This is a genomic window from Pseudomonas sp. KB_15 (assembly GCF_052114525.1).
Taxonomy (GTDB): Bacteria; Pseudomonadota; Gammaproteobacteria; order Pseudomonadales; family Pseudomonadaceae; genus Aquipseudomonas.
In genome coordinates, this window is sequence record NZ_JBFREX010000012.1 from 107,549 (window position 1) to 129,642 (window position 22,094).

At 59.5% G+C, this 22,094-nt stretch carries 17 protein-coding genes; 12 read left to right on the forward strand and 5 right to left on the reverse strand.

All coding sequences use genetic code 11. The features are described from left to right. Positions 1–172: 172 nt before the first annotated feature. The 3 genes from AB4Z35_RS13550 to pgm all read left to right on the forward strand — a co-directional run bounded on the left by AB4Z35_RS13550 (position 173) and on the right by pgm (position 4,864). Positions 173–1,663, forward strand: coding sequence for a hypothetical protein (locus tag AB4Z35_RS13550; protein WP_442097566.1), 1,491 nt, complete (start codon positions 173–175; stop codon positions 1,661–1,663). 40 nt (positions 1,664–1,703) lie between these two features. Next, positions 1,704–3,104, forward strand: a complete 1,401-nt coding sequence (locus AB4Z35_RS13555; RefSeq protein WP_442097567.1) for an aminotransferase-like domain-containing protein — start codon at positions 1,704–1,706, stop codon at positions 3,102–3,104. Between the two features lie 113 nt (positions 3,105–3,217). Further along, a complete protein-coding gene (gene pgm / locus AB4Z35_RS13560) occupies positions 3,218–4,864 on the forward strand; it encodes a phosphoglucomutase (alpha-D-glucose-1,6-bisphosphate-dependent) (protein ID WP_442097568.1) in 1,647 nt (548 codons plus the stop codon). Between the two features lie 174 nt (positions 4,865–5,038). Here pgm and AB4Z35_RS13565 read toward each other — a convergent pair whose 3' ends face one another. Next, positions 5,039–5,734 carry a pirin family protein gene (locus tag AB4Z35_RS13565; protein ID WP_008002066.1) on the reverse strand — a complete coding sequence of 232 codons (696 nt, stop codon included), beginning with the start codon at positions 5,732–5,734 and terminating at the stop codon, positions 5,039–5,041. A gap of 279 nt (positions 5,735–6,013) precedes the next feature. Between AB4Z35_RS13565 and AB4Z35_RS13570 the strand changes: the two genes are divergently transcribed. Next, positions 6,014–8,488, forward strand: coding sequence for a UvrD-helicase domain-containing protein (locus AB4Z35_RS13570; RefSeq protein WP_442097570.1), 2,475 nt, complete (start codon positions 6,014–6,016; stop codon positions 8,486–8,488). 173 nt (positions 8,489–8,661) lie between these two features. Here the strand turns inward: AB4Z35_RS13570 and AB4Z35_RS13575 are convergent, their stop codons facing one another. Continuing rightward, the gene (locus AB4Z35_RS13575; protein WP_442097571.1) at positions 8,662–8,934 is read right to left on the reverse strand and encodes a DUF1652 domain-containing protein; all 273 of its coding nucleotides are present in this window, start codon (positions 8,932–8,934) and stop codon (positions 8,662–8,664) included. Positions 8,935–9,198: 264 nt separating this feature from the next. On the opposite strand from AB4Z35_RS13575, the gene AB4Z35_RS13580 reads away from it, so the two are divergent. The 4 genes from AB4Z35_RS13580 (at position 9,199) to AB4Z35_RS13595 (ending at position 13,003) form a co-directional block, all read left to right on the forward strand. Further along, positions 9,199–10,014, forward strand: coding sequence for a helix-turn-helix domain-containing protein (locus AB4Z35_RS13580; RefSeq protein WP_442097572.1), 816 nt, complete (start codon positions 9,199–9,201; stop codon positions 10,012–10,014). 50 nt (positions 10,015–10,064) lie between these two features. Further along, complete coding sequence (locus AB4Z35_RS13585; RefSeq protein ID WP_442097573.1) at positions 10,065–11,471, forward strand: NAD(P)/FAD-dependent oxidoreductase; 1,407 nt, start codon at positions 10,065–10,067, stop codon at positions 11,469–11,471. 43 nt (positions 11,472–11,514) lie between these two features. Then, the gene (locus AB4Z35_RS13590) at positions 11,515–11,856 is read left to right on the forward strand and encodes a cupin domain-containing protein (protein ID WP_008002074.1); all 342 of its coding nucleotides are present in this window, start codon (positions 11,515–11,517) and stop codon (positions 11,854–11,856) included. Between the two features lie 61 nt (positions 11,857–11,917). Then, on the forward strand, positions 11,918–13,003 hold the full coding sequence (locus AB4Z35_RS13595) for a polyamine ABC transporter substrate-binding protein (protein WP_108228806.1): 1,086 nt from the start codon (positions 11,918–11,920) through the stop codon (positions 13,001–13,003). 45 nt (positions 13,004–13,048) lie between these two features. Here the strand turns inward: AB4Z35_RS13595 and AB4Z35_RS13600 are convergent, their stop codons facing one another. Together AB4Z35_RS13600 and AB4Z35_RS13605 are read right to left on the reverse strand one after the other, a co-directional pair. Continuing rightward, positions 13,049–13,726, reverse strand: a complete 678-nt coding sequence (locus AB4Z35_RS13600; protein WP_442097574.1) for an MliC family protein — start codon at positions 13,724–13,726, stop codon at positions 13,049–13,051. 138 nt (positions 13,727–13,864) lie between these two features. Beyond that, positions 13,865–14,089 (reverse strand): YgdI/YgdR family lipoprotein, encoded by a 225-nt coding sequence (locus AB4Z35_RS13605; RefSeq protein ID WP_442097576.1) that lies wholly within the window; start codon positions 14,087–14,089, stop codon positions 13,865–13,867. A 194-nt stretch (positions 14,090–14,283) separates the two neighbouring features. On the opposite strand from AB4Z35_RS13605, the gene AB4Z35_RS13610 reads away from it, so the two are divergent. The 4 genes from AB4Z35_RS13610 (at position 14,284) to AB4Z35_RS13625 (ending at position 20,617) form a co-directional block, all read left to right on the forward strand. Further along, positions 14,284–15,951 carry a VRR-NUC domain-containing protein gene (locus AB4Z35_RS13610; RefSeq protein WP_442097577.1) on the forward strand — a complete coding sequence of 556 codons (1,668 nt, stop codon included), beginning with the start codon at positions 14,284–14,286 and terminating at the stop codon, positions 15,949–15,951. Next, the gene (locus AB4Z35_RS13615) at positions 15,948–18,242 is read left to right on the forward strand and encodes an ATP-dependent DNA helicase (protein ID WP_442097579.1); all 2,295 of its coding nucleotides are present in this window, start codon (positions 15,948–15,950) and stop codon (positions 18,240–18,242) included. The genes AB4Z35_RS13610 and AB4Z35_RS13615 overlap by 4 nt, the downstream gene beginning before the upstream one ends. Positions 18,243–18,344: 102 nt before the next feature. Next, positions 18,345–18,620, forward strand: a complete 276-nt coding sequence (locus AB4Z35_RS13620) for a hypothetical protein (protein ID WP_442097580.1) — start codon at positions 18,345–18,347, stop codon at positions 18,618–18,620. Positions 18,621–18,700: 80 nt separating this feature from the next. Next, positions 18,701–20,617, forward strand: coding sequence for a PAS domain S-box protein (locus tag AB4Z35_RS13625; protein WP_442097581.1), 1,917 nt, complete (start codon positions 18,701–18,703; stop codon positions 20,615–20,617). 188 nt (positions 20,618–20,805) lie between these two features. Here AB4Z35_RS13625 and AB4Z35_RS13630 read toward each other — a convergent pair whose 3' ends face one another. Further along, complete coding sequence (locus AB4Z35_RS13630) at positions 20,806–21,960, reverse strand: MalY/PatB family protein (protein WP_442097582.1); 1,155 nt, start codon at positions 21,958–21,960, stop codon at positions 20,806–20,808. Positions 21,961–22,094 lie beyond the last annotated feature (134 nt).

Sequence of the window (22,094 nt, forward strand, 5' to 3'; positions counted from 1 at the left end):
CAGCCTCGCCTTCGTGGTTAAACCGAGGGGGTGCAGCGCTCACTTCAAATGAATGTCTGAAAATTCTAGTGTTAGCATTTGGCAATAAAGTCCATGACTCCATTCGTACAGACAGTCCAACGGGATTTGCTGTCTGCGCGATATTGAACTTACGAGTATCAGGTAAATAAAGATGACCAGCATCCATGACCAAGCGATGAACCATGTCTATCAACAAGTGCTGCAGCGATTGCTGGGTTATTTCTCTCGTGCCGAACGCACTGCATTGCAATTGTTGATTCAGCGCCTGGCGGTCACGGCGGGGGGCATGGAGCACATTGGTGATTACAAGGTGTTGGCGATCCAGTCCGGGGCCCGAGACAACTGCTACACCCTGGCACTGTTGCGTGCTGCGCAGTTGACCATTGCCACGCGGGCGCCGGCGACATTCCAGTTGCGCATCGCCTCGTTACGGTTGAACGGGACAAGCTGCGCGGCCGTGGAAAACATGCACCGGACCAACTGTGCGTTGTTTGTCCATGACGATCCCCGGGTCGAGGTGTTGATGGTCGATGATCGGGAAGTCTTGCCGTTCAACCAACTGACGCCGATCTCCGACGCCGGTCGCGAGTCCAGTCGCCTGAACCTGCTGCTGATCGGTCATCGCCGGGAGTGGCGCGGCGGGTTCGACCTGTGGGATGACGGTTATCTGGCCACTGGAGAGTTCTACGGACAAATCGCCCGCTGGGACGGTGGTGTCGACGCTTTGCTCATCAGTGACACGCCGCGTCAGCAGAAGCAGTTCATCGACGGATTGAAGCGTGCCGCCACCAAGGCAGGGCTCAAGCCTTCGCAGGTGGGCGAGGCCGGTTATGCGGGATTGTTTGCATTGCTCGATGAACTGGGCAGCGACTGTTATCACGCGTTCTACGCGGATTTCGGCCAGGCCCGGTGGCGTCCGCAAGAGCGCTTTGAGACCTGTCGTCGTACGGCCTGCATCGACATTCACGACCTGCTGGTCAGCAACCTGGTAGAGCGCTGGCCATTGCTGACTGAGTTTCTCGGGTTCCAGCCTGACGAACTGTCCGCGCAGATCAGCGAAAACGAATTCGTCAGCCCGTCGGTCTCGGCCCACGTCCGGGGGTTGCACGCGTGCTTCGTGCAGGGTCGCAATTATGAGTTCGGCATTGCGCAATACCTGCAACGTGCCTTGGTGATGATGCGCCGCAAGCGATTGCCTGAGCGTTTGTGCGAGCAGGCCATCGAGGTATTCGGCAATCCGGCGACACTGGACGAGCAGCGCGCCCGAGCGGCGGCCGAGGCGCAAAAGAACCTGGGCCTGAGCGAAGCACAACTGGTGTGCCTGCTTTTTTCGCCTTTTATCGAAAAAGGTGCGGGGCTCGAGCGTTTTCTGCGTCAGTGCCATCCGGGCATGCTGGTGGCCATGCCCGAGCTGCACCGGGCCATGCAGGGGGAACCAGTCGCCGAACAGATCATGCAATGGATGATGGATGTCAGCGGACTGCCCGTCAGCCTGATTGGCCAGCTTTATCGCATGGAGTGGGCGCCCGCAAGCGCTGGCGGGGCGCCTGAAGCACTGATCGAAACGGCCGCGTTGCAAAATGCCGTGGACGATCCTGACGCTGGCATCACATTGGTGGATGAATGGTCAGCAGGTCACTGACCGTGGGTGGATTTTCAGCCATTGCAATCGGCCTTCACCCATGAAAGGTCCTCGAGAAACGGATTTCGCCTATCAGGCGGTTTACCGGTACCTGGCCAGCCTGATCAACGAGTCTGAAGGGGATTCGCGCATCCGCCTGCCATCGTTGCGGCATCTGGCAGAACGTCTGAACGTGTCGATCTCGACCATTCAGTACGCCTATTCGCTGCTGGAAAAAGAAGGGCGCGTCTATTCGGTGGCCAAGTCGGGTTACTACGCATTGCCGGTGTCCTCAATCAACCCGCAGGATAGCGGCAGCGACCTGCTGGAAGCCGTCTACGTCAATGCCAGGCGTCCGGGGATGCTGGTCCTGAGCGCCGATGAACCGGCGTTGCTGCAGCCGCTCGACAGTCCTTTGTTACTTTTGGAGCGAGAGCTGYTGCGCCAGTATCCCCGACAGCCGCAGTCGCCTTCGCAACCCTGCGGTGAGCTGGAATTGCGCGCCGCCCTGGCAGCACGCTACACCACATCGCCAATGCGTTACTGGCACGCCGATGATGTCTACATCGGCGCCGACCTTCGCGGTGTACTGGAAATCCTGATCGCCGTGCTGGGCTTGAAAGACGCCACCGTGGTGGTCGAATCGCCGTGCGACTGGGCGATCCTGCGTTTGTTTCAAGCCGCCTGCGTGCAGGTGATCGAGTTGCCCGTGCAAGCCGATGGCTGCCTCGATCCGGAGCGCCTCAAACTGCTGCTGGATACCGAACCGGTAAGGCTGGTGATGCTGTCATCGGCCCTGAATATGCCCCGTGGCAGCCTGGCGCCTGATGAAAACAGGCAAGCCATTGCCCGGCTTTTGGCTGCGTATGACAGTTGGGTGCTGGAAAACGATTGTTATGGCGAACTCGGATTCGACCTGGGCGGCGTGCGCTTTCGCGACTTGCTGGACCCTGAACGGTTGATGGTGTTTTCCACGTTCGAGAAAACCATCGGTCCGGAAGCGCCTTACGGTTACCTGCTTTCAAGGCATTTGAGCGTTGAGTTGCAACGGCACTTTCTGCTGCGGTCCTTTCGTCTCTCGCCGATTCGCCAGAAAGCCATCGCCCGTTTGTACAGCAGCGGTCGCATCGATCAGCACCTGCTAGTGCTGCGTCGGCTACTCAAGGAGCGCAAGAGCCAGATGACCCTGTTGTTGCAGGAACGATTGGGTGATGCCTTGCATTTCGTCGAGCCTGAAGGCGGTGCAACGATCTGGGTGCGTTCCTTGCGTCGGGTCAATGTCCGTCGTGTGTTCCAGCGTCTGCTGGCGCATCAGGTGGTCATCGCGCCGGGTGAACTGTTTAGCCTCCAGGGTCTGCACGGGCAGCATCTGCGCCTGAGTCACACGTTCGGCGGCGATCACAATCTGGCTGCCGCACTGGGATTGTTGGGGGATGCGCTGCGCCTTGAATCAATCGAGTGAGTCAGGCAAAAAATAACATCCTGCACTCTGTTGGATCGATCCCATCGCCTTGCGGTCAAACTGCCAGTAAACTGCGATCCAATTCCTGAACCACTCTATTCCAGAGGTTTTGCATGACACTCAGTCCTTTTGCGGGTAAACCGGCACCGGCAGAATTGTTGGTCGACATCCCGCGACTGGTAACGGCCTATTACACCGGCCAGCCTGATGCCGCCATTTCGACCCAGCGCGTAGCGTTCGGCACGTCCGGGCACCGCGGCAGCTCGTTCGACTTGAGTTTCAACGAATGGCACGTGCTGGCGATCAGCCAGGCGATCTGCCTGTATCGCGAAGCTCAAGGCATCGATGGCCCGCTGTTTGTCGGCATCGATACCCACGCGCTGTCCACGCCGGCCGGCGCCAGCGCCCTCGAAGTACTGGCCGCCAACGGCGTGACCGTGATGATCGCCGCTGGCGACGAGTACACACCGACGCCGGCCATTTCCCATGCGATCCTCTGCTACAACCGCGGGCGCACTTCGGGCCTGGCGGACGGCATCGTCATCACACCGTCCCACAACCCGCCACAAAGCGGTGGCTACAAGTACAACCCAACCAACGGTGGTCCGGCCGATACCCACATCACCAAGTGGATCGAGGCCAAGGCCAACGAACTGCTGGCCAGCAAGCTCGCTGGCGTCAAGCGCATCAGCTACGAGCAGGCACTGAAAGCCGGCACGACCCATCGTCACGACTTCCTCAACACCTATGTCGCCGACCTGATCAACGTGATCGACTTCGACGCCATCCGCGAGGCCAAGTTGCGCCTGGGTGTTGACCCACTGGGTGGAGCAGGGGTGCGCTACTGGTCGGCGATTGCCGAGCATTACCGCCTGGACCTGGATGTTGTTAACAAAGAAGTCGACTCGACCTTCCGTTTCATGACCGTCGACTGGGACGGCCAGATCCGCATGGACCCATCGTCCAGCCATGCCATGCAAGGCCTGATTGGCCTGAAAGAGCGTTTCGACGTGGCGTTTGCCTGCGACCCCGATCACGACCGTCATGGCATCGTCACGCCGTCCGGTGGTTTGCTGGCGCCGAACAACTACCTCGCCGTTGCCATCGACTACCTGTTCCAGAACCGTCCGCAATGGCGCGCCGATGCTGCCGTGGGTAAAACCGTGGTCAGCAGCGGCTTGATCGACCGCGTGGCCAAGCGCCTGGGCCGGCGCCTGTACGAAGTGCCGGTTGGTTTCAAATGGTTTGCCGACGGCCTGTTCGATGGCTCCCTCGGTTTCGGCGGCGAAGAAAGCGCCGGTGCCTCGTTCCTGCGCAAGGACGGCKSSGTCTGGASSACCGACAAGGACGGTTTGATTCCGGCCTTGCTGGCTGCCGAGATGACTGCCCGTACCGGTCGAGATCCGAGCCAGGCGTATCGTGCCTTGACCGATGAACTGGGAGAACCGTTCTCGGTACGGGTCGACGCCAAGGCCAACCCGGAACAGAAGGCGTTGTTGAGCAAGCTGTCGCCGCAACAGGTCACTTCGACCCAACTGGCCGGCGAACCGATCCAGAGCATCCTCAGCCATGCACCGGGCAATGACCAGGCCATTGGCGGTCTCAAGGTCATGACCGAAAACGGCTGGTTCGCAGCGCGTCCGTCGGGCACGGAAGACATCTACAAGATCTACGCCGAAAGCTTTGTCAGCGACGACCACCTCAAGCAGCTGGTGGCCGAAGCGCAAACGCTGGTGGATAGCGCCATTTCTGCGAAATAAACACACAACCTTGTGGGAGCGGGCTTGCTCGCGAAGGCGGTATCAGCTTCAACATCAATGTTGACTGAAACATCGCTTTCGCGAGCAAGCCCGCTCCCACAATGGGTTCGGTGCAGCAGCAAAAAAAGGGGCGACCAAAACGGTCGCCCCTTTTTTTCGATTGCGCTCAGCGGATCACGCCAGGTCCACCAACACGATCTCACTGTCCTCGATGGCCGTTACGCGCAGAACCTGCTCATCGGCAACCGCGACGCCATCTCGAGCTTGTGCACGCAAGCCATTGACCTCAATGACCCCGGTGGCCGGCACCAGGTACGCACGACGCCCCTTGTCCAGCGGGTACTCGGCTGACTCGCCGGCCTTCAGGTTGGCCGCCACCAGCCGGGCATCGGCGCGGATGCGCAGGCTCTGATCGTCACCTTCCTTGCCGCTGGCCAGGGTGACAAAACCTTCGCGGTTGCCTTTCGGGAACGGCTTGGCGCCCCAGGAAGGGGCCAGACCGGATTCATTCGGGATGATCCAGATCTGGAAAATCCTGGTCGGCGTCGCTTCCAGGTTGTACTCGCTGTGGGCGATCCCGGTACCGGCACTCATGACCTGGACGTCACCCGCTTCGGTGCGGCCCTTGTTGCCAAGGTTGTCCTGGTGGGTAATGGCGCCTTCGCGGACATAGGTGATGATTTCCATGTCCCGGTGCGGGTGTTGCGGAAAACCGGTGCCGGGAGCGATCACGTCGTCATTCCAGACCCGCAGGTTGCCCCAGTTCATACGCTTGGGATCGTAGTATTCGGCGAACGAAAAATGGTGATGAGCATCCAACCAGCCGTGGTGAGCGCCGCCGAGCGAGTTGAAAGGTCTGAGTTCAAGCATGATCGTCTCCTGAAAAGGTTCGTCATGGGGCGAGGCGCCTGAGCCACGAAGCGAGACCGGTGAGTGATGACGGCCATCATCCATCAGGCAACAATCGATAAAAAGCGTAAAAAATGCAGCATTCCAATCGAATGGATTGATATAAAACCACCTCGAAAGTTTCTTATCCAGCCTTCACTTCATCGCATAAGCCAATGAGTCATAAGCAATTCACTAGAACTCGACGGCAAATGCAGACACCATAGCGCTCAACAGCCTCACACCCTGGAGTCAGTCCGCGTGCCGCGACACACCCCCGATCTTCCTCCTGAACTTCGCCCCCTGGCCGAGATGCCGCTGATCAAGCGACTGCTCGCCCGATTCTTCGGTTACAGCCTGACCCGCCTGCATGCCCAACATCGTGCGTCGTGGTTGCATGGCCAGGCCGACGGTTTTCGCAGCGGTCACAGCGCCGGGGTCGATTACGGCTACAAGGAAGGCAAGCTCGAAGGGCTGGAGGAAGGTCGACAGGTCCTGCTGATCCGCGACTCGCGCTCCACTGAACACCGGCCACCGAATGTCGATGACCTGTTGTTCGACGATTGGCGCCTGCCGTTGAGTGCCGAGTTGAAGAAGCGCATGAAGGCTGATGTCGCCCGGTTGCTGCCGGCCCATGCCCAACCCAGCGCCGCACAGTGGAAAATGATCTTCAGCGATACGCCGTCCACCTCGGTGATCGCGGGTGCCGGTGCAGGCAAATCGACCACGCTGGTGCTGCGTATCTTGCTGCTGACCCATTACCTGGGCTTCGAGCTGAGTTCGATGACGGTGGTGACCTTCACCCGTGAGTCGCGCAAGGACTTCATCAATAAGCTGATCGAACTGTTTGCGCTCTGGGGGCGCGTTATCAGCTTCAAGGAGGCGCGGGATCTGGTACGCACCTTTCACTCGCGGATCCTGCCGATGGTGCGCAGCCTTCCGGGTTTCGAGCGTTTGCACGCTTTCGAAAACCTCAGCCTGCGGGCTGCACAGGGTGATGAGGAGGTCGACAGCAATCCGTTCGATCTGCGGATCAACGACGCTCAACGCCAACAACTCAATGCCTGCTATCACCGTCTGCACCGTGACGATGAGCGTTTTCGCGAGCTGATCAAGCCATTGTCCCGCCATGCCTTGCAACTCAAGGAGCTGGAGCGGGATCACCCGGATGTACAGAAACGCATCGGCGTTACCGAACTGGCCGCCAAGCGCGATGAAGAATTGTGCGACGCCATAGAAGATCTGTGGATTCGCGCCGGTGCGTGGCCCATCAAGGGTATCGAGCCAAATCGCCAGTCGTTCGATATCAACGGTTCGAAATTCCATTGTCACGGCTACATACCGTCCCTGGATGCCTGGGTGGTGCTGGGGTTCGATCCTCGGGAAAACCCGCAGGTGGCACGTCCAAACGCCAAACTGACGGTGCGCGCAGAGTGGGCAGTGAAGCGCACCCTGTTTCAAGCTTTCTGTCGTAAGCCATTGATATGGCTGGATAGTTACGAATCATCAAAGCGTGTTTTGGCCTCGCTCGCCGGCGATGCCAGCGCCGGGCCGGGCTTCGATTACAAGGTCAAGGGCGAGCTTGCTTCCGCGCCGTTGCTCGATTGTTTTGTCGCCGCTGCCGGGTTCATCGAAAACCTCGGGCTGGATGTGCCGAGTGCCGTGGGTCAGATGAGTTTCGCCAAGGACGATCCCGACCGGTTCTTCTTCGAGGCCTTGAGCCTTTACTGGCGGGCGCTGGAAGATCATTTGCTCGATCAGAAACCGCCGATCATGACTTACAACCGGATGTTCGCCCTGTTCAGCGAGCACTCGCCAGAGAACCTCAAGCTGCTCGGCGATGAGTTGCTGCGACCGCTGTCGCACCTGATGATCGACGAATTCCAGGACGTCTCGCCGCAAATCGTCTCCTGGATCAGGGCCAGCCTGGCCGAGATCCGCAGTCGCGGACCGGCCATGCACGTCGGACGCGGCGCCCAGCGTTCCTCGCTGCTTTGCGTGGGGGATGACTGGCAGTCGATCTATGGCTGGCGCGGCAGTTCACCGACCTACTTCATGGAGTTCAACAAGGAGTTCCCGTCGCCGAGTACCACCAGGGTCATGTTGAGCGACAACTACCGCAGCCACCAGCACATCATTGATGCCGCCGAGCACATCGTGCGGGCAGCACCGGCGATTGCCGGGAAGAAAGCCAAGGCCGGCGGTGAACCCAAGGCATTGCTGCCGGTTAACGTCCTCGATCGTGATGACCAGGGCATGGCCCAGCGCCTGATGGAGCATTACCGAAAGGGCGACTCGATCTTGATGCTGTATCGAAAAAGCAGCGATAAGTTATTGATAGAAGAGCATATTCAGCCAGTAGTTAATGTTGATTCGAGCTTGCCGTATGAGGCTCGCAGGCTCAAGCAACTGACGTATCACAGTGCCAAGGGCCTCCAGGCCGATGCGGTGTTCTTGCTGGGCGACTGCCAGCACCTGACCAGTTCGCCTTACAAGAATCAGGTTTACCGGATGGCAGGCCTGGGCAAGGCCGGTGACAGTGAGCCCTACGACAATGCCCAGAAGGACGAGATCCTGCGGCTGGCGTACGTGGGCATTACCCGCGCCGTCAGCCATTGCTACTGGTACGTCGACGCGCAAGACACCCAAGCCGCGAACATGCCCAAGGCCTCCGACCGGATCGGCAAGGGCAAGGCGTTTTTTGTCGATCATCGTGCAAGCCAAACCACGACCTGATTTTGTAGGAGCGAGCTTGCTCGCGATGGTCGTTAACGATAACGCGTATTTACTGGCTAAACGCGGCGCTCTTGAGTCCATCGTCGGAACGCCGCCCGGAGCAAGCTCGCTCCTACAGGGAATAGCGCTCAACAAAAAGCCCACTTGAAGTGGGCTTTTAGGGGGGGCAGCCTTCAGGCATAACTCTTGATGGCCTCCGGTGGAATGAAGGCTTCAAGTTCATCTTCCACCGCTTCGATTATTCGTTCTACATCCGCGGCATTCATGACGGTGGCGCACGGAATACCGGCAATGGCGATCATGGTTTCGCCACTGGCACGATCAAACAGACGGGCAATCATGCTGCCCGGCGCGTCCATGCTCGCCTCGAACCCCATGGGATGAAAATGCCAGCGCATCAGCTGGCAGGCGTTTGGAAACGTGACCTTACTGAACCCTATATTCATGTGTTGCCCGCCTTCATCTTCGAGCGCTTCCTTGAGCTCATGGTAGGAGGGAGAACCTTCATTGGTTCAACCAGTGACAGTGTTTAAAAGTAGCAGCCGGATGTGAAAATATTGTGGATTTTTCAGGCCGTTTGGCGATTGCCGGCGTTGTTTTGATTCAGCTCACTCTTAGCCGCAATTTGCGGGCAAAAGCCATCATCTGTTTAGTCGTTGAAGACAAAGCGGAAGTTGGGCAAGCTCGGTTTTTTCCCGTCGAGATTTTCAATGCACGCCGATGATGATGGCCCGCTGCAARCCCAGGCCACGGGCGAGACGGTCATGCGCTATCACTTGCGCTGGAAGCACCGGGATCTGGATGGCGTCATGGCGCTCTATCACCCTGAGATCCAGTACAACGACTTTTTCCAGAACCGGGTCATGGGCCTGGCCGAATTGCGCGAATACGTGCGCAGCAGCATGCCCCGGGATCCGGGTGAAGCGCTGGAGCACTCCGACCGCATTCGACTGGACGGCAACACGGCGTTCATTCAGTACCGCATCACACTGCGCGGCGGTGAAGGATTGGTGTCGTTGCGCGCCAGCGAAGCGATTACCGTCAAGGACGGGCTGATCTGGCGGGTCAACGAATACGCTTCATTGGTGCATGAACAACCCGCAAGCAAAACCTCCGGCAACCAGCGCCCGGCGGTCAGCCGGCTCGGATTGTCACCACGCCAATTGAGCTTCATGGCCGATGACCTGCAACAGTATTTCCAGGGTCAGCAGCCTTATCTTGACCCGGAGCTCGACCTGCAACGGGTGGCGAAGGAGTGCGGCTACAGCCGTAATCAGATTTCCTATCTGTTGAACCAGGTGTTGGGGCAAAGCTTCTACCGCTACGTCAACCAGGCGCGCCTGCAGCATTTGCTCGCCGCGCTGGATGCCGCCACACCACCACTGCGTATCGATGAACTGGCCTTCGCTGCCGGATTCAATTCGCTGTCGGCGTTCTACAGCTGTTTCCGCCAGCACACCGGCCAGTCACCCAAGGCCTACGTCAAACAAATTTCTTTGCGTGCACGCGCGCAAGACAGCGCCTGAGCCCACGCACTAGGATCGACGCCATCGAAGTCTGAGTGGCGGAGTCTTGCATGCCGGCGTGGCGCACTATCAGTTTGTGGATGGACCAGCTCGACGAGCCTTTGTTGGCGCGTCCAGCGCTGGAGCGGGACCTGGATGTCGACGTGGCGATTATCGGCGCGGGCTACACCGGTCTCTGGACCGCGTATTACCTCAAGCAGCACAAACCTGACCTCAATATCGCGATTGTCGAAGCGCAAACCGCCGGTTTCGGCGCGTCGGGGCGCAACGGCGGCTGGCTGATGGGCAACTTGCTGGGTGAAGATCGCCTGCTGGCCAATCTGCCGGTGGAAGAGCGCCGCGCCTCCTACGATTTGTTGCACAGCATTCCGGAAGAGGTGGAAGTTGTCCTCGAACGTGAGGGTATCGACTGCGATTACCGCAAAGGCGGGGTGCTGTATTGCGCTGCGCGCTATCCGGAGCAGGAGACCAGCCTGCGTCACTATCTGGACGATCTCCACCGCCAGGGCCTCAACGACAGCCACTATCGCTGGCTGAACCCGGAACAACTGGCGCAACAGATCAGGGTCGCCAAACCCTATGGCGGTATCTACGCGCCACACGTGGCGACCATCCATCCGGCCAAGCTGGTACGCGGGCTGGCCCGGGCGGTTGAGCGCCTGGGGGTCAAAATCTACGAAAACAGCCCGGTCACCCATTGGCAGTCCGGCAACCTGCGCACGGCGCAAGCGTCGGTGCGCAGTCGCTGGGTGGTGCCGGCGGTAGAAGGCTACTCCGTCACCTTGCCGCCATTGGGGCGTTATCAGATGCCGGTGCAGAGCCTGATTGTCGCAACCGAGCCATTGTCTGCCGCCACCTGGGACGAAATTGGCCTGAGTCGCGGCCAGGCGTTCAGCGAGGCCAGTCGCCAGGTCACCTACGGTCAGCGCACCGCTGACAACCGCTTGATCTTTGGCGCCCGTGGCGGGTACCGGTTCGCGGGCAAGCTACGCCACAACTTCGACCTGACCACTGACGAAAAACAGCTGCGGCGCTATCTGTTTGGCGAGTTGTTCCCGCAGTTGAAAAACGTGCAGATCACCCATTCCTGGGGCGGCAACCTGGGCATGTCCCGGCACTTCAAGCCGCACATGCTCTGCGACCGGGCCAACGGTATTGCCTTGTCTGGCGGCTATGGCGGGGAGGGCGTTGGCGCCAGCAACCTGGGGGGGCGGACGCTGGCCGACCTGATCCTGGGGCGCGACTCCGACCTGGTACGCCAGCCGTGGGTCATCCCCGAGCGTGGTCTCGACGCGCTCAGGGCCTGGGAGCCGGAACCCATCCGCTGGCTCGGCTACAACGCGATCATCCGCAGCTTTGTCCATGAGGACCAGACCCTGGCCAACCCGGCGACCGCGCCCTGGCGCCGCAAGCTGGCCAGCGGGGTCGCGGGCTTCATGGAAGGTTTCATGCACTAAACGGCGCGCTCTTCATCTACAGGCTACATCGACAGGTATTCCCATGAGCATCACGCAATTCAAGAACACCGCAACGCTGAAACTGGAAGAGTCCAATCCGGTCGCCGTGCCCCTGGGTACACCCGTGGCCGTGGCTTCGACCACCAGCGTCGAACGCGACGACGGCGTCGAGACCGGCGTCTGGGAATGCACACCCGGGCGCTGGCGGCGGCAGATCGTCGCCCAGGAATTCTGTCACTTCATTCAGGGCCGCTGCACCTTCACCCCGGACGGCGGTGAACCCCTGCTCATAGAAGCCGGCGACGCACTGATGTTGCCGGCCAACAGCCTCGGCATCTGGGACATCCAGGAAACCGTACGCAAGACCTACGTTTTGATTTTTTGAGTTTTGATTTTTGATCCTTTGATTGCCTGCCAACAAAAACAACCTCTACAGGAATCGACTCATGATCCGAAAGACACTGACTCTGGCCCCGCTGATGCTGGTCGCATCAATCAGTCAGGCGGCCGAAACCGTCAAAATCTACAACTGGTCGGACTATATCGCGCCGGACACCACGAAAAACTTCCAGAAAGAAACCGGCATCGCCTTCACCTACGACGTCTACGACAGCAATGAAACCCTCGATGGCAAGCTGATGACCGGTAAATCCGGTTACGACGTCGTGTTCCCGTCCAACCACTTCATGGCCCGGCAGATTGAAGGCGGCGCACTGAAGAAGCTCGACAAGAGTCAGCTACCAAACTGGAAAAATCTCAACCCGGTACTGCTCAAGGCATTGCAGACCAACGACCCGGGCAACGAGCACGGCTTCCCGTACCTGTGGGGCAGCACCGGCATCGGCTACAACATTGCCAAGGTCAAAGCGGTGCTGGGCGACAACGCCCCGGTGGATTCCTGGGACCTGATCTTCAAGCCCGAGAACATGCAGAAGTTGCAGAAATGCGGCGTGGCCATCCTCGACAACGGCCCCGAACTGCTGCCAGCCGCGTTGAACTACCTCGGTTTGCCGCCTCACAGCAAGAACCCGGAAGACTACAAAAAGGCCGAAGCCCTGCTGTTGAAAGTGCGGCCGTATGTCAGCTATTTCCACTCGTCCAAGTACACCAGTGACCTGGCCAACGGCGATATCTGCGTCGCGGTCGGTTTCTCCGGCGACATCCTGCAAGCGGAAAACCGCGCCAGAGAAGCCAACAACGGCATCGACATCGGCTATTCGATTCCCAAGGAAGGCGCCGCGATCTGGTTCGACATGGTCGCGATGCCGGCCGATGCCCCGGATGAAAAGGCCGGCTACGACTTCATGAACTACCTGCTGCGCCCGGACGTCATGGCCAGCGTCAGCAACTACGTGCATTACGCCAATGGCAATGAACAGGCCGACGGCCTGATCGACCCGGCCATCAAGAATGACACCAAGGTTTACCCCAGCCCGGAAATGATGGGCAAGCTGTTTGCCCTGGAAGCCATGCCTCTGAACATCGACCGGGTACGTACCCGGGTCTGGAACAAGATTCGCACCGGCAGCTGAAGCGGTGAGCGGCCATCGGGACAGGACGTCCCGATGCCAGGGTCATCAGCCGACCGGCTCGGCTGCGCAACTCATCTTTCCTGAGCCGGGTATCTGCAAAAACACGTCATTGCCGATTTGCCAGAAGCTGTAGTTGCCTTTGTAATCCTTGCCCGTGAACTGGGTTCCGTAATTACTCGGCACCTGGTTCAGGGTGATGGAGGTGTTCGCCCACTTCAGGAACACAACCCCCGGTTCGACCGTAAAGAACGTGGCGGCAACCAGCGGGCTGATCCCTGCGCAATGGAAGGCGACGGGGCCTTCGGTGCGTCTGCTCGGGTCCTTGGTTCTGGCAATGGCCGAGCCCTGGCGCAATTGATGCGCACGCTCGGCATAACTGCGAATGACGCAGGGCTTGGCTTGCGGGCCGCTGTCACACTGGTTGCGTGCGTCGATCCAGAACTGTTGATCAACCTCGACTTTGTCCGGGCGCGGCACGGAATGTTCATCCGTGAGCGCCAGCAGATAAAGGCGATTGAGTTCGAGGTCCATCTGCGCCAGTTGGGCGTCATGACAGATGAGCTTTTCGGCGGATGCCTGGGGCGAGGCGCAATCGAAACTGGTTCTATAAGTTGGCAAGGGCTTTGGTTTTGCCTTTGCCTTCGTGGCGGCGTCACACACGCTCGCAGTCATGCACACGCTGACGGCGAGCAGAGAGGCCAGAAGTGGCGTGACCATTTTCATTTCGGCGTCACCTGAATCTTTACGTGATGCCCGTATTGCAACGCATCGTGTCGAAGCGTTGCACAGTCATTCGGTCGCACGGGGTCTATCGAGTGTAAAGCAGTGCTCGAAACCTGCCACATCGTGCCAGGAGAAACGTTAGTCTTCCTCACGAATCGTCGCCACGTCATCGGCCCTGACTTTCACCTTCGCACCCGAAATGTCCTCAAACTCGAAGAAGCCGTCGCTGGTTTTGGTTTTCGGTATGTCTTCGGTCAGGTACTGAGTGCCGTTCTGCAGCGTCACCACCGTTGGCGTCGAGCAACCGGCAAGCGTCAACAGGGCCGCTATTGCCAGGGGCAAGCGCAAAGTCTTGATATCCATAATCACCTCCATACGTTCTGAAGCAGCGCCATCAGTTCGATAGCTGTCACTGCACCTCTATGGCGGTTTGTGCGGCTGGGGGGCAGAAAGTTCTACTGCCCGGGAAATATTCCGTACAGCGCCATTTATCCTTTTCCGATTGCACCGGGCAGGGCGGAACTGGTATCTGTACGCATAACCAGTACTCGCTCGCCATGGCCCATTTCCCTGTGACTGCAAATCCCCTCGACGACCCGTTCTATTACCTGAACAACTTCATGCAAGTGCTTGATTGGCTTGAGCAGCGCTTTGCCGATGTGCTGAGCGTCGACGAGCAGCGTTTCATTCATGAATTCAAGCGGTTGCCCCGTGAATCGCAGGCGCTGCTGGTCAGAATGGTCATGCGCAAAGGCGTTCATTTCAGGGCGAGCAAGCTGCATTACGACGAAATCGGCGATATCGGCACAGCCGCCGGCCCGTTGCTCGAACTGGGTTGGGTCGACGGGCAAATGCCAATCACCATCGACGAGCTGTTCGAGGTGCTGCTCAAGGCAGAGATCCTCCAGGCCTTTGTCGCTGTCATCGATCAACCCAAAGGCAAGAAAGCCGATTGGCTGCCGGCGCTGTGCGAGCAATTTCCTCAGGTGCAAAGCTTCAACGACTGGTGTCCGACCCTGGACGAGCGCCTGTTCAGCCTGACCATCATGCAATTGTGCGATCGCCTGCGTCTGATGTTCTTCGGCAACCTGTACCAGGACTGGTCGGAGTTCGTGTTGGCCGACCTGGGTATCTACACCTACGAAAAAGTCGAGTTCTGCGCCGAGTCCCGTGGCTTGCGCAGCCGTGAAGACGTGGATGCCTGTGTCCTGCTGCACGCGTACCAGCAACAATTCGAGGCCGGTGAAGCGCTGGAAGCGGTGGCCGAGCGAATCAGGGGACTGGCGCTGGATAATCCGTGGTTGCAACGCCGGCGCGGCAAGCTGCTGTTCCAGATGGCCCAGTACTGCGAACGCATCGCGGATTTCTCCATGGCCCTGAACCTCTACCGCGAATGCGCTTACCCCGGCGCGCGTTCGCGGCTGATTCGCGTGCTGGAACGCAGCGGTCAGTTCGAGTTGGCGATGGATCTGGCCGCACAGGCCGAACAGGCTCCGGAAAGTGCCGCCGAACACCAGCAGTTGCTCCGTGTGCTACCACGCCTGCGGCGCAAGCTCGGCGGGCCGCCGATCAAGCGGGCAGCGCCACGGGAAATGCAGCGCCTGGACCTGCAATTGCCCAGGACAGACCCGGCGTTGTCGGTGGAGTTCTACGTTCAGGCGCATCTTGCGGAGGATTCGGCACCGGTGCACTACGTCGAAAACAGCCTGGTCAATTCACTGTTTGGCCTGCTGTGTTGGCCAGCGATTTTCGCGCCGTTGCCGGGGGCGTTTTTTCACCCGTTCCAGCGCGGGCCAGTGGATTTGCTCAGCGAAGACTTCCATGGCCGCCGGGCCGACCTGTTCCAGGCTTGCATGGCCGAACTCGACGACGGGCGCTACCGGCAGACCATCCGCGAGCGTTATGCCGCCAAGTGGGGCGTTCAGTCACCGTTCGTGTTCTGGAGCGTGCTCAGCGAAGAGTTGCTGGAGCAAGCCCTGGACTGTCTTCCGGCCGAGCACCTCAAACACTGGTTCAACCGCCTCTTGCTGGACATCAAGGCCAATCGCGCCGGCATGCCGGACCTGATCCAGTTCTGGCCGCAGCAAAAGACCTACCGCATGATCGAAGTCAAAGGCCCGGGCGATCGCCTGCAGGACAACCAGTTGCGTTGGCTGGAGTTCTGCCACGAACACCGGATGCCGATCGCCGTTTGCTACGTGCAATGGGCGGAGCAGGACACTTGAGCTACAGCATTGCGGTGCGGGCACTGTGTGAGTTCACCGCCAAGATCGGCGACCTCGATCTGCGCTTCACGCCGTCGCCTACCGCGCTGGAGGGCATTGTCGGGCACCGTACGGTGGCCTCGCGGCGCAGCGAGGGCTACCAAAGCGAAGTCGTCCTTGAAGGCCAGTATCGAACCTTGACTGTCAAGGGCAGGGCGGACGGCTACGACTCCGGGCAAAACTGCCTGGAAGAGGTCAAGACCTACCGCGGCGACTTGAGCAAGCAACCGGCCAACCACCGTCAGTTGCATTGGGCCCAGGCGAAAATATACGGCTGGTTGATGTGCCGGAAACTGGACCTGGCAAAGATCAATCTCGCACTGGTGTATTTCGACATCGTCAGCGAAAAGGAGACCTGCCTGGTCGAGCCTTTCGACGCCACCGAGTTGCAACAATTCTTCGAACGGCAATGCGCGCGGTTCCTGCAATGGGCCGAACAGGAAGTCGCCCATCGAGAAGGGCGCAATCAGGCGGCGCAGCGTCTGGTCTTTCCCCACGCCGACTTTCGACCTGGGCAGCGCCATCTGGCCGAGTCGGTGTTCAAGGCTGTGAGCACGGGGCGCTGCCTGATGGCCCAGGCGCCCACGGGAATCGGCAAGACCCTGGGCACCTTGTTCCCCATGCTCAAGGCCCTGGCGCCGCAGCAATTGGACAAAGTGTTCTTCCTGACGGCGAAAACCCCGGGACGCAAACTGGCCCTGGACGCCGCGCAAGTGATTCTTGCCAGCGCCGATGCGCCGCCGTTGCGGGTGCTGGAGATGATCGCCCGGGACAAGGCCTGCGAACATCCGGACAAAGCCTGCCACGGCGAGTCCTGTCCACTGGCCCGGGGTTTCTACGATCGCCTGCCCGCTGCACGGCAGGCGGCCAGTCAACGGAGCCTGTTGAATCAGAGCGCCTTGCGCGAGGTCGCCCTGGTCCACGATGTCTGTCCGTATTACCTGAGCCAGGAAATGGCGCGCTGGGCCGACGTGGTGGTTGCCGACTACAACTATTACTTCGATTTCAGCGCCTTGTTGTTCGGTCTGGCCCAGGCCAACCACTGGAAAGTCGCGGTGCTGGTCGACGAAGCCCACAACCTGGTGGAGCGAGGCCGGCAGATGTACAGCGCCAGCCTCGATCAGGCGACCTTCAACGGCGTGCGCAAAACCGCCCCCGAAGTGCTGAAAAAGCCCATGCAGCGGGTCAACCGCGAGTGGAATGCCCTGCATGACACGCAAACCGGCGCCTATCAGGCCTATGACAAGACGCCGGAAAAGCTCCTTCAGGCACTGTCATCGTGCAGCGCCAGCATCGGTGACTACCTGAACGATCACCCTCAAGGGCTGGACAGCGCACTGCAGGGGTTTTACTTCGACATGCTGCATTTTTGCCGGGTGGCCGAACTGTTCGATGAGCAGTTCCTGTTCGACATCAGCAAGCGCGACCTCGAGCGCAAGCGCAACCTCTCGCAGTTGTGCCTGCGCAATGTGGTCCCCGCCGGGTTCATCCGCCCGCGCCTGACCGCCGCGCGCAGCACGGTACTGTTTTCGGCGACCCTCAGCCCCCGGCACTATTACGCCGATTTACTGGGGACACCGGCGGACACAGTGTGCATCGACGTCGAGTCGCCGTTTCATGCCGATCAACTGCAAGTGCACATCGTCAACCAGATATCCACCCGGTTCGTGCATCGCCAGTCCTCCCTCGAACCGATCGTGGACTTGATCGCCAGACAGTTCTGCGCACGCCCCGGCAATTACCTGGCGTTTTTCAGCAGCTTCGATTATTTGCAGCAGGTGGCGCAGTTGCTGGCCGAGCGGCACCCGCGGATCAAACTGTGGTCGCAATCCCGAGGCATGGGCGAAGCGCAACGCCAGCAGTTTCTCGATCAATTCCACGCCGACGGCCAGGGTGTCGGATTTGCCGTGCTGGGCGGGGCCTTCGGTGAAGGCATCGATTTGCCCGGTGCCCGGTTGATCGGCGCATTTATTGCCACCCTGGGGCTGGCGCAGTTCAATCCGGTGAACGAGCAACTGAAGCGGCGCATGGCCGCCATTTTTGGCGCCGGTTACGACTACACGTATCTGTTTCCCGGCGTACAGAAAGTGGTGCAGGCCGCTGGGCGGGTGATCCGTACGCAACAGGATCGAGGGGTGGTGATGTTGATCGACGACCGTTTTGGCGAGAGCAAGGTCAGGCAGTTGCTGCCGCGTTGGTGGGCCATGGCTCCGACGTTTTTTCTTCCTCACGAGCAGGAGTTTATATTTTAAAAAACATAGACTCTCCTGGCGTTCGAGTCGGCAGCGAAAACCGTCGCAGGCTCGCAAGTCAGCTTGTATGAACGCGGATTCGGTTATCTGAAAGAGCGTACCTTGCGCGCACAAAGTACCTTCAGTCAGGCGTTCGATGGGGCATTGGTGGCCACCAGTTCAACAACCCCGGACACGTTCAGCGCCTATGGCGCCATCGTCAACAGGCTCATCTACACCCTGGCGGAGCGCGATGAGATGATCAAGGAGTGTCATCGGACACTGGCCAGAACCGGCCCGTTCACCGACCAGATCCCTGACTTCGTCTTCAATGAGTTGTATAGCCACATCATCAAGTATGTATACCGATATCACCTGGCGACGAACAGGTTGGCCTGATCCTGGGCACGCGGCTTTTCCGGCTTTCCAAATTCCCGGCATGACGCATACTTCTGAGAAACAAAAAGGCGGTGGGATCAATGAGCGAAGATCGAACCAAGGTCAGTGCCATCGAAGATGGTCGTTTTCGGTTATTGATCGATGCAGTGATTGACTACGCGATCTACATGATTGATCCCGACGGCATCATTATCAGTTGGAATGCCGGCGCCAGGCGCTTCAAGGGGTATGAGGAGGCCGAGATCCTCGGCCAGCATTTCTCACGTTTTTACACCGAAGAAGATCGCCGTGCCGGCTTGCCCCAGCGAGCACTGGACACGGCGATTCGTGATGGGCGTTTCGAGGGGGAAGGCTGGCGGGTGCGCAAGGACGGCACACATTTCTGGTCCCATGTGGTCATCGATCCGATTCTCGACCCGTCGGGCACATTGCTTGGTTTCGCCAAGATCACCCGGGACCTGACCGATCGCAAAATGGCCGAGGAAATCCTCAAGCAAAGCGAACAGCAGTTCCGGCTGCTGGTACAGAGCGTTACCGACTACGCGATCTATATGCTCACCCCGGATGGACGCGTGAGCAACTGGAACCCTGGTGCCCAGCGCATCAAGGGTTACTTGCCGGAAGAAGTCATTGGCCAGCATTTTTCGATCTTCTATACCCCGGAGGATCGCGAAGCCTGCGAGCCACAACGGACGCTGGACATCGCCGTTCGTGAAGGTCGCTTTGAAAACAAAGGCTGGAGGATGCGCAAGGACGGTACGCGGTTCCTCGCCCATGTCATTGTCGATCCGATCCGGGGCGAAACCGGCGCCTTGCTCGGTTTTGCCAAGATTACCCGCGATATTACTGAAGTCACGCAAGCGCAGCAGTCGCTGGAGCAAACCCGAGAGGCCTTGTTCCAGGCGCAGAAAATGCAGGCCATCGGCCAGCTCAGCGGCGGGATCGCTCACGACTTCAACAACCTGCTGACGGTCATCCTCGGCAATCTGGAAATCGTGCGCAAACGAGTGACGGACGATCCAAAGATAACCCGCTTGATCGACAACGCCACCCAGGGTGCCTTGCGCGGTGTTTCCCTGACCCAGCGCATGTTGGCATTTGCCCGACGTCAGGAGCTCAAGTCCGAACCGGTGCGGATACCGGCATTGGTAGAAGGTATTTCCGGGCTACTGCGTAGCTCCCTCGGGCCTTCGGTGAAAATTGAAACGCGCTTTCCCGAGGATCTTGAGCCGGTGATGGCGGACATCAATCAGCTGGAGCTGGCCATACTGAACCTGGCAACCAACGCCCGTGACGCCATGCCCCATGGCGGGACAATCATCTTCAGTGCCAGAGTCGATGAAGTCACCGACAGCAGCGCCTCATCCCTGGCCGCGGGGCGCTATGTTTGCCTGAACATTGCCGATACCGGCGAGGGCATGGATGGGACCACGTTGGCCTCGGCGATGGACCCGTTCTTTACCACCAAGGGCGTCGGTAAAGGCACGGGCCTGGGGTTGTCGATGGTTCACGGTTTTATTGAACAACTGGGCGGACGGTTCATTCTCAAAAGCCAGAAGGAGCAGGGCACGACCGCCGAACTCTGGTTGCCGGTCGCCACCAGTGGTGCGGCCATCCAACCGGTCGCCCAAGCGCTGGCCGTGACAGTGCCTCGCCTGTGCGTACTGGTGGACGACGACAGCCTGGTGTTGACCAGCACCAGCCTGCTGCTCGAGGACCTCGGACACCGGGTCATCAGTGCGGTTTCCGGTGCCAGGGCGCTGGAGTTGTTCAGCAATGAACCGGAGATCGATCTGGTCATCACCGACATGGCCATGCCACAGATGAGTGGCGCGCAACTGGCCAATGCCATCCGGAACATTCGACCTGGCGTGCCGATCATCCTCGCTACCGGTTATGCCGAACGGCTGGAGGGCTTTGCCGCCAATCTGCCACGCTTGTCGAAACCTTTTACCCAGCTCAACCTGGTGGAAGTCATTGCCTTGGCGATGAAGTGACGCGGTGGTTGCTCTGTTCGTAGCGGGCCGGCATCGGCTGGGTGCCGATGCCGTGGACCAGAATGCTCAGTACTTGTAGGAACGGGCTTGCTCGCGATGGGGTCGGCACAGTCGACATTGATGCTGGCTGACCCTGCGCCATCGCGAGCAAGCTTGCTCTTCAGGGGATCTTCGCTGTTGAGGAGGTATCAGGCCTTGAGATTGCGCAAACTGCGCTCCATCCGCGCAATGCCTTCTTCCAGCAGCGAGCGTGGGCAGCCGAAGTTCAGGCGTACGAACTGTTTGCAGTCATCACCGAAGTCCAGGCCGGCGCTCAAGCCGACCCTGGCCTGTTCCAGGAAGAACTGCTGCGGGTTGTCCAGCCCCAGCGCCGTGCAATCGAGCCACGCCAGGTAGGTGCTTTGCGGCAGGTTCATGGTGATACCCGGCAGGCGGGTGCGCACGGCCTCGACCAGGAAATCACGGTTGCCTTGCAGGTAGACCTTCAGCTCGGCCAGCCATGGCGCGGCTTCGCTGTAGGCAACGCGGGTAGCTTCCATGCCCAGCGGATTGACGCTGTCGACCATGCCACAACGGGCGTGGTTGACCTTCTCGCGCAGGTGGCGGTCCTGGATGATCATGAACGAGGTTTTCAGGCCGGCGATGTTGTAGGCCTTGCTCGCCGACATCAGTGTGATGGTGCGCTGGGCGACTTGCGGGCTCAGGGTCGCCATCGGAATGTGCTGGCGACCGTCGAAGCACAACTCGGCGTGGATCTCGTCGGAAATGATCCAGGCATCATGCTCAAGGCAAATGTCGGCAATGGCTTGCAGTTCTGCGCGGGGAAAGGCCTTGCCCAGCGGGTTATGCGGGTTGCTCAGCAGCAAGGCGCCGCCACCTTGCAACGACTGGCTCAGGGTATCCATCGGCGTTGTGTAGGTGCCATCGGCTTGCGCATCGAAATTCAGCTCGACCTTGTTCAGGCCCCAATGCCCGGGCGCATGGCGCAGCGGCGGGTAGTTCGGCACCTGGACAACGACGTTCTGTGGCGCCTGCACCAGTGCCTTCAGCGCCATGTTGAAACCGGACTCGACGCCCGGCAGGAAAATCAGCTCCTGGGGCTCAACGCGCCAGGCGTACTTGTTCCAGAGGTCGGCGACGATCGCCTCGCGCAGGTCATCCTGGGCCACGCTGTAACCGACCATCGGGTGCTCCAGTCGTTTTTGCAGGGCCTGGATGATCACCGGCGGCGCGGCGAAATCCATGTCGGCGACCCACATCGGCAACACATCGGCCGGGTAACGGCTCCATTTGGTACTGCCGGTGTTATGGCGGTCGAACACCTGATCAAAATCGAAAGTCATGCGTAGTCTCATGAAAGCTGGGTTGGAATGCTGACCATGATAATCGCCAAGCCCTGTGGGAGCGAGCTTGCTCGCGATGGGGCCAGTACAGTCAGCATCCAGGTTGCCTGACCCACCGCCATCGCGAGCAAGCT

What these genes read in the sequence shown, in the direction of transcription:
- AB4Z35_RS13550 (WP_442097566.1), top strand. Translation starts at nt 173, where the DNA reads ATGACCAGCATCCATGACCAAGCGATGAACCATGTCTATCAACAAGTG.
- AB4Z35_RS13565 (WP_008002066.1), bottom strand. Translation starts at nt 5,734, where the DNA reads ATGCTTGAACTCAGACCTTTCAACTCGCTCGGCGGCGCTCACCACGGC.
- AB4Z35_RS13575 (WP_442097571.1), bottom strand. Translation starts at nt 8,934, where the DNA reads ATGAATATAGGGTTCAGTAAGGTCACGTTTCCAAACGCCTGCCAGCTG.
- AB4Z35_RS13585 (WP_442097573.1), top strand. Translation starts at nt 10,065, where the DNA reads ATGCCGGCGTGGCGCACTATCAGTTTGTGGATGGACCAGCTCGACGAG.
- AB4Z35_RS13590 (WP_008002074.1), top strand. Translation starts at nt 11,515, where the DNA reads ATGAGCATCACGCAATTCAAGAACACCGCAACGCTGAAACTGGAAGAG.
- AB4Z35_RS13595 (WP_108228806.1), top strand. Translation starts at nt 11,918, where the DNA reads ATGATCCGAAAGACACTGACTCTGGCCCCGCTGATGCTGGTCGCATCA.
- AB4Z35_RS13600 (WP_442097574.1), bottom strand. Translation starts at nt 13,726, where the DNA reads ATGAAAATGGTCACGCCACTTCTGGCCTCTCTGCTCGCCGTCAGCGTG.
- AB4Z35_RS13605 (WP_442097576.1), bottom strand. Translation starts at nt 14,089, where the DNA reads ATGGATATCAAGACTTTGCGCTTGCCCCTGGCAATAGCGGCCCTGTTG.
- AB4Z35_RS13610 (WP_442097577.1), top strand. Translation starts at nt 14,284, where the DNA reads ATGGCCCATTTCCCTGTGACTGCAAATCCCCTCGACGACCCGTTCTAT.
- AB4Z35_RS13625 (WP_442097581.1), top strand. Translation starts at nt 18,701, where the DNA reads ATGAGCGAAGATCGAACCAAGGTCAGTGCCATCGAAGATGGTCGTTTT.
- AB4Z35_RS13630 (WP_442097582.1), bottom strand. Translation starts at nt 21,960, where the DNA reads ATGACTTTCGATTTTGATCAGGTGTTCGACCGCCATAACACCGGCAGT.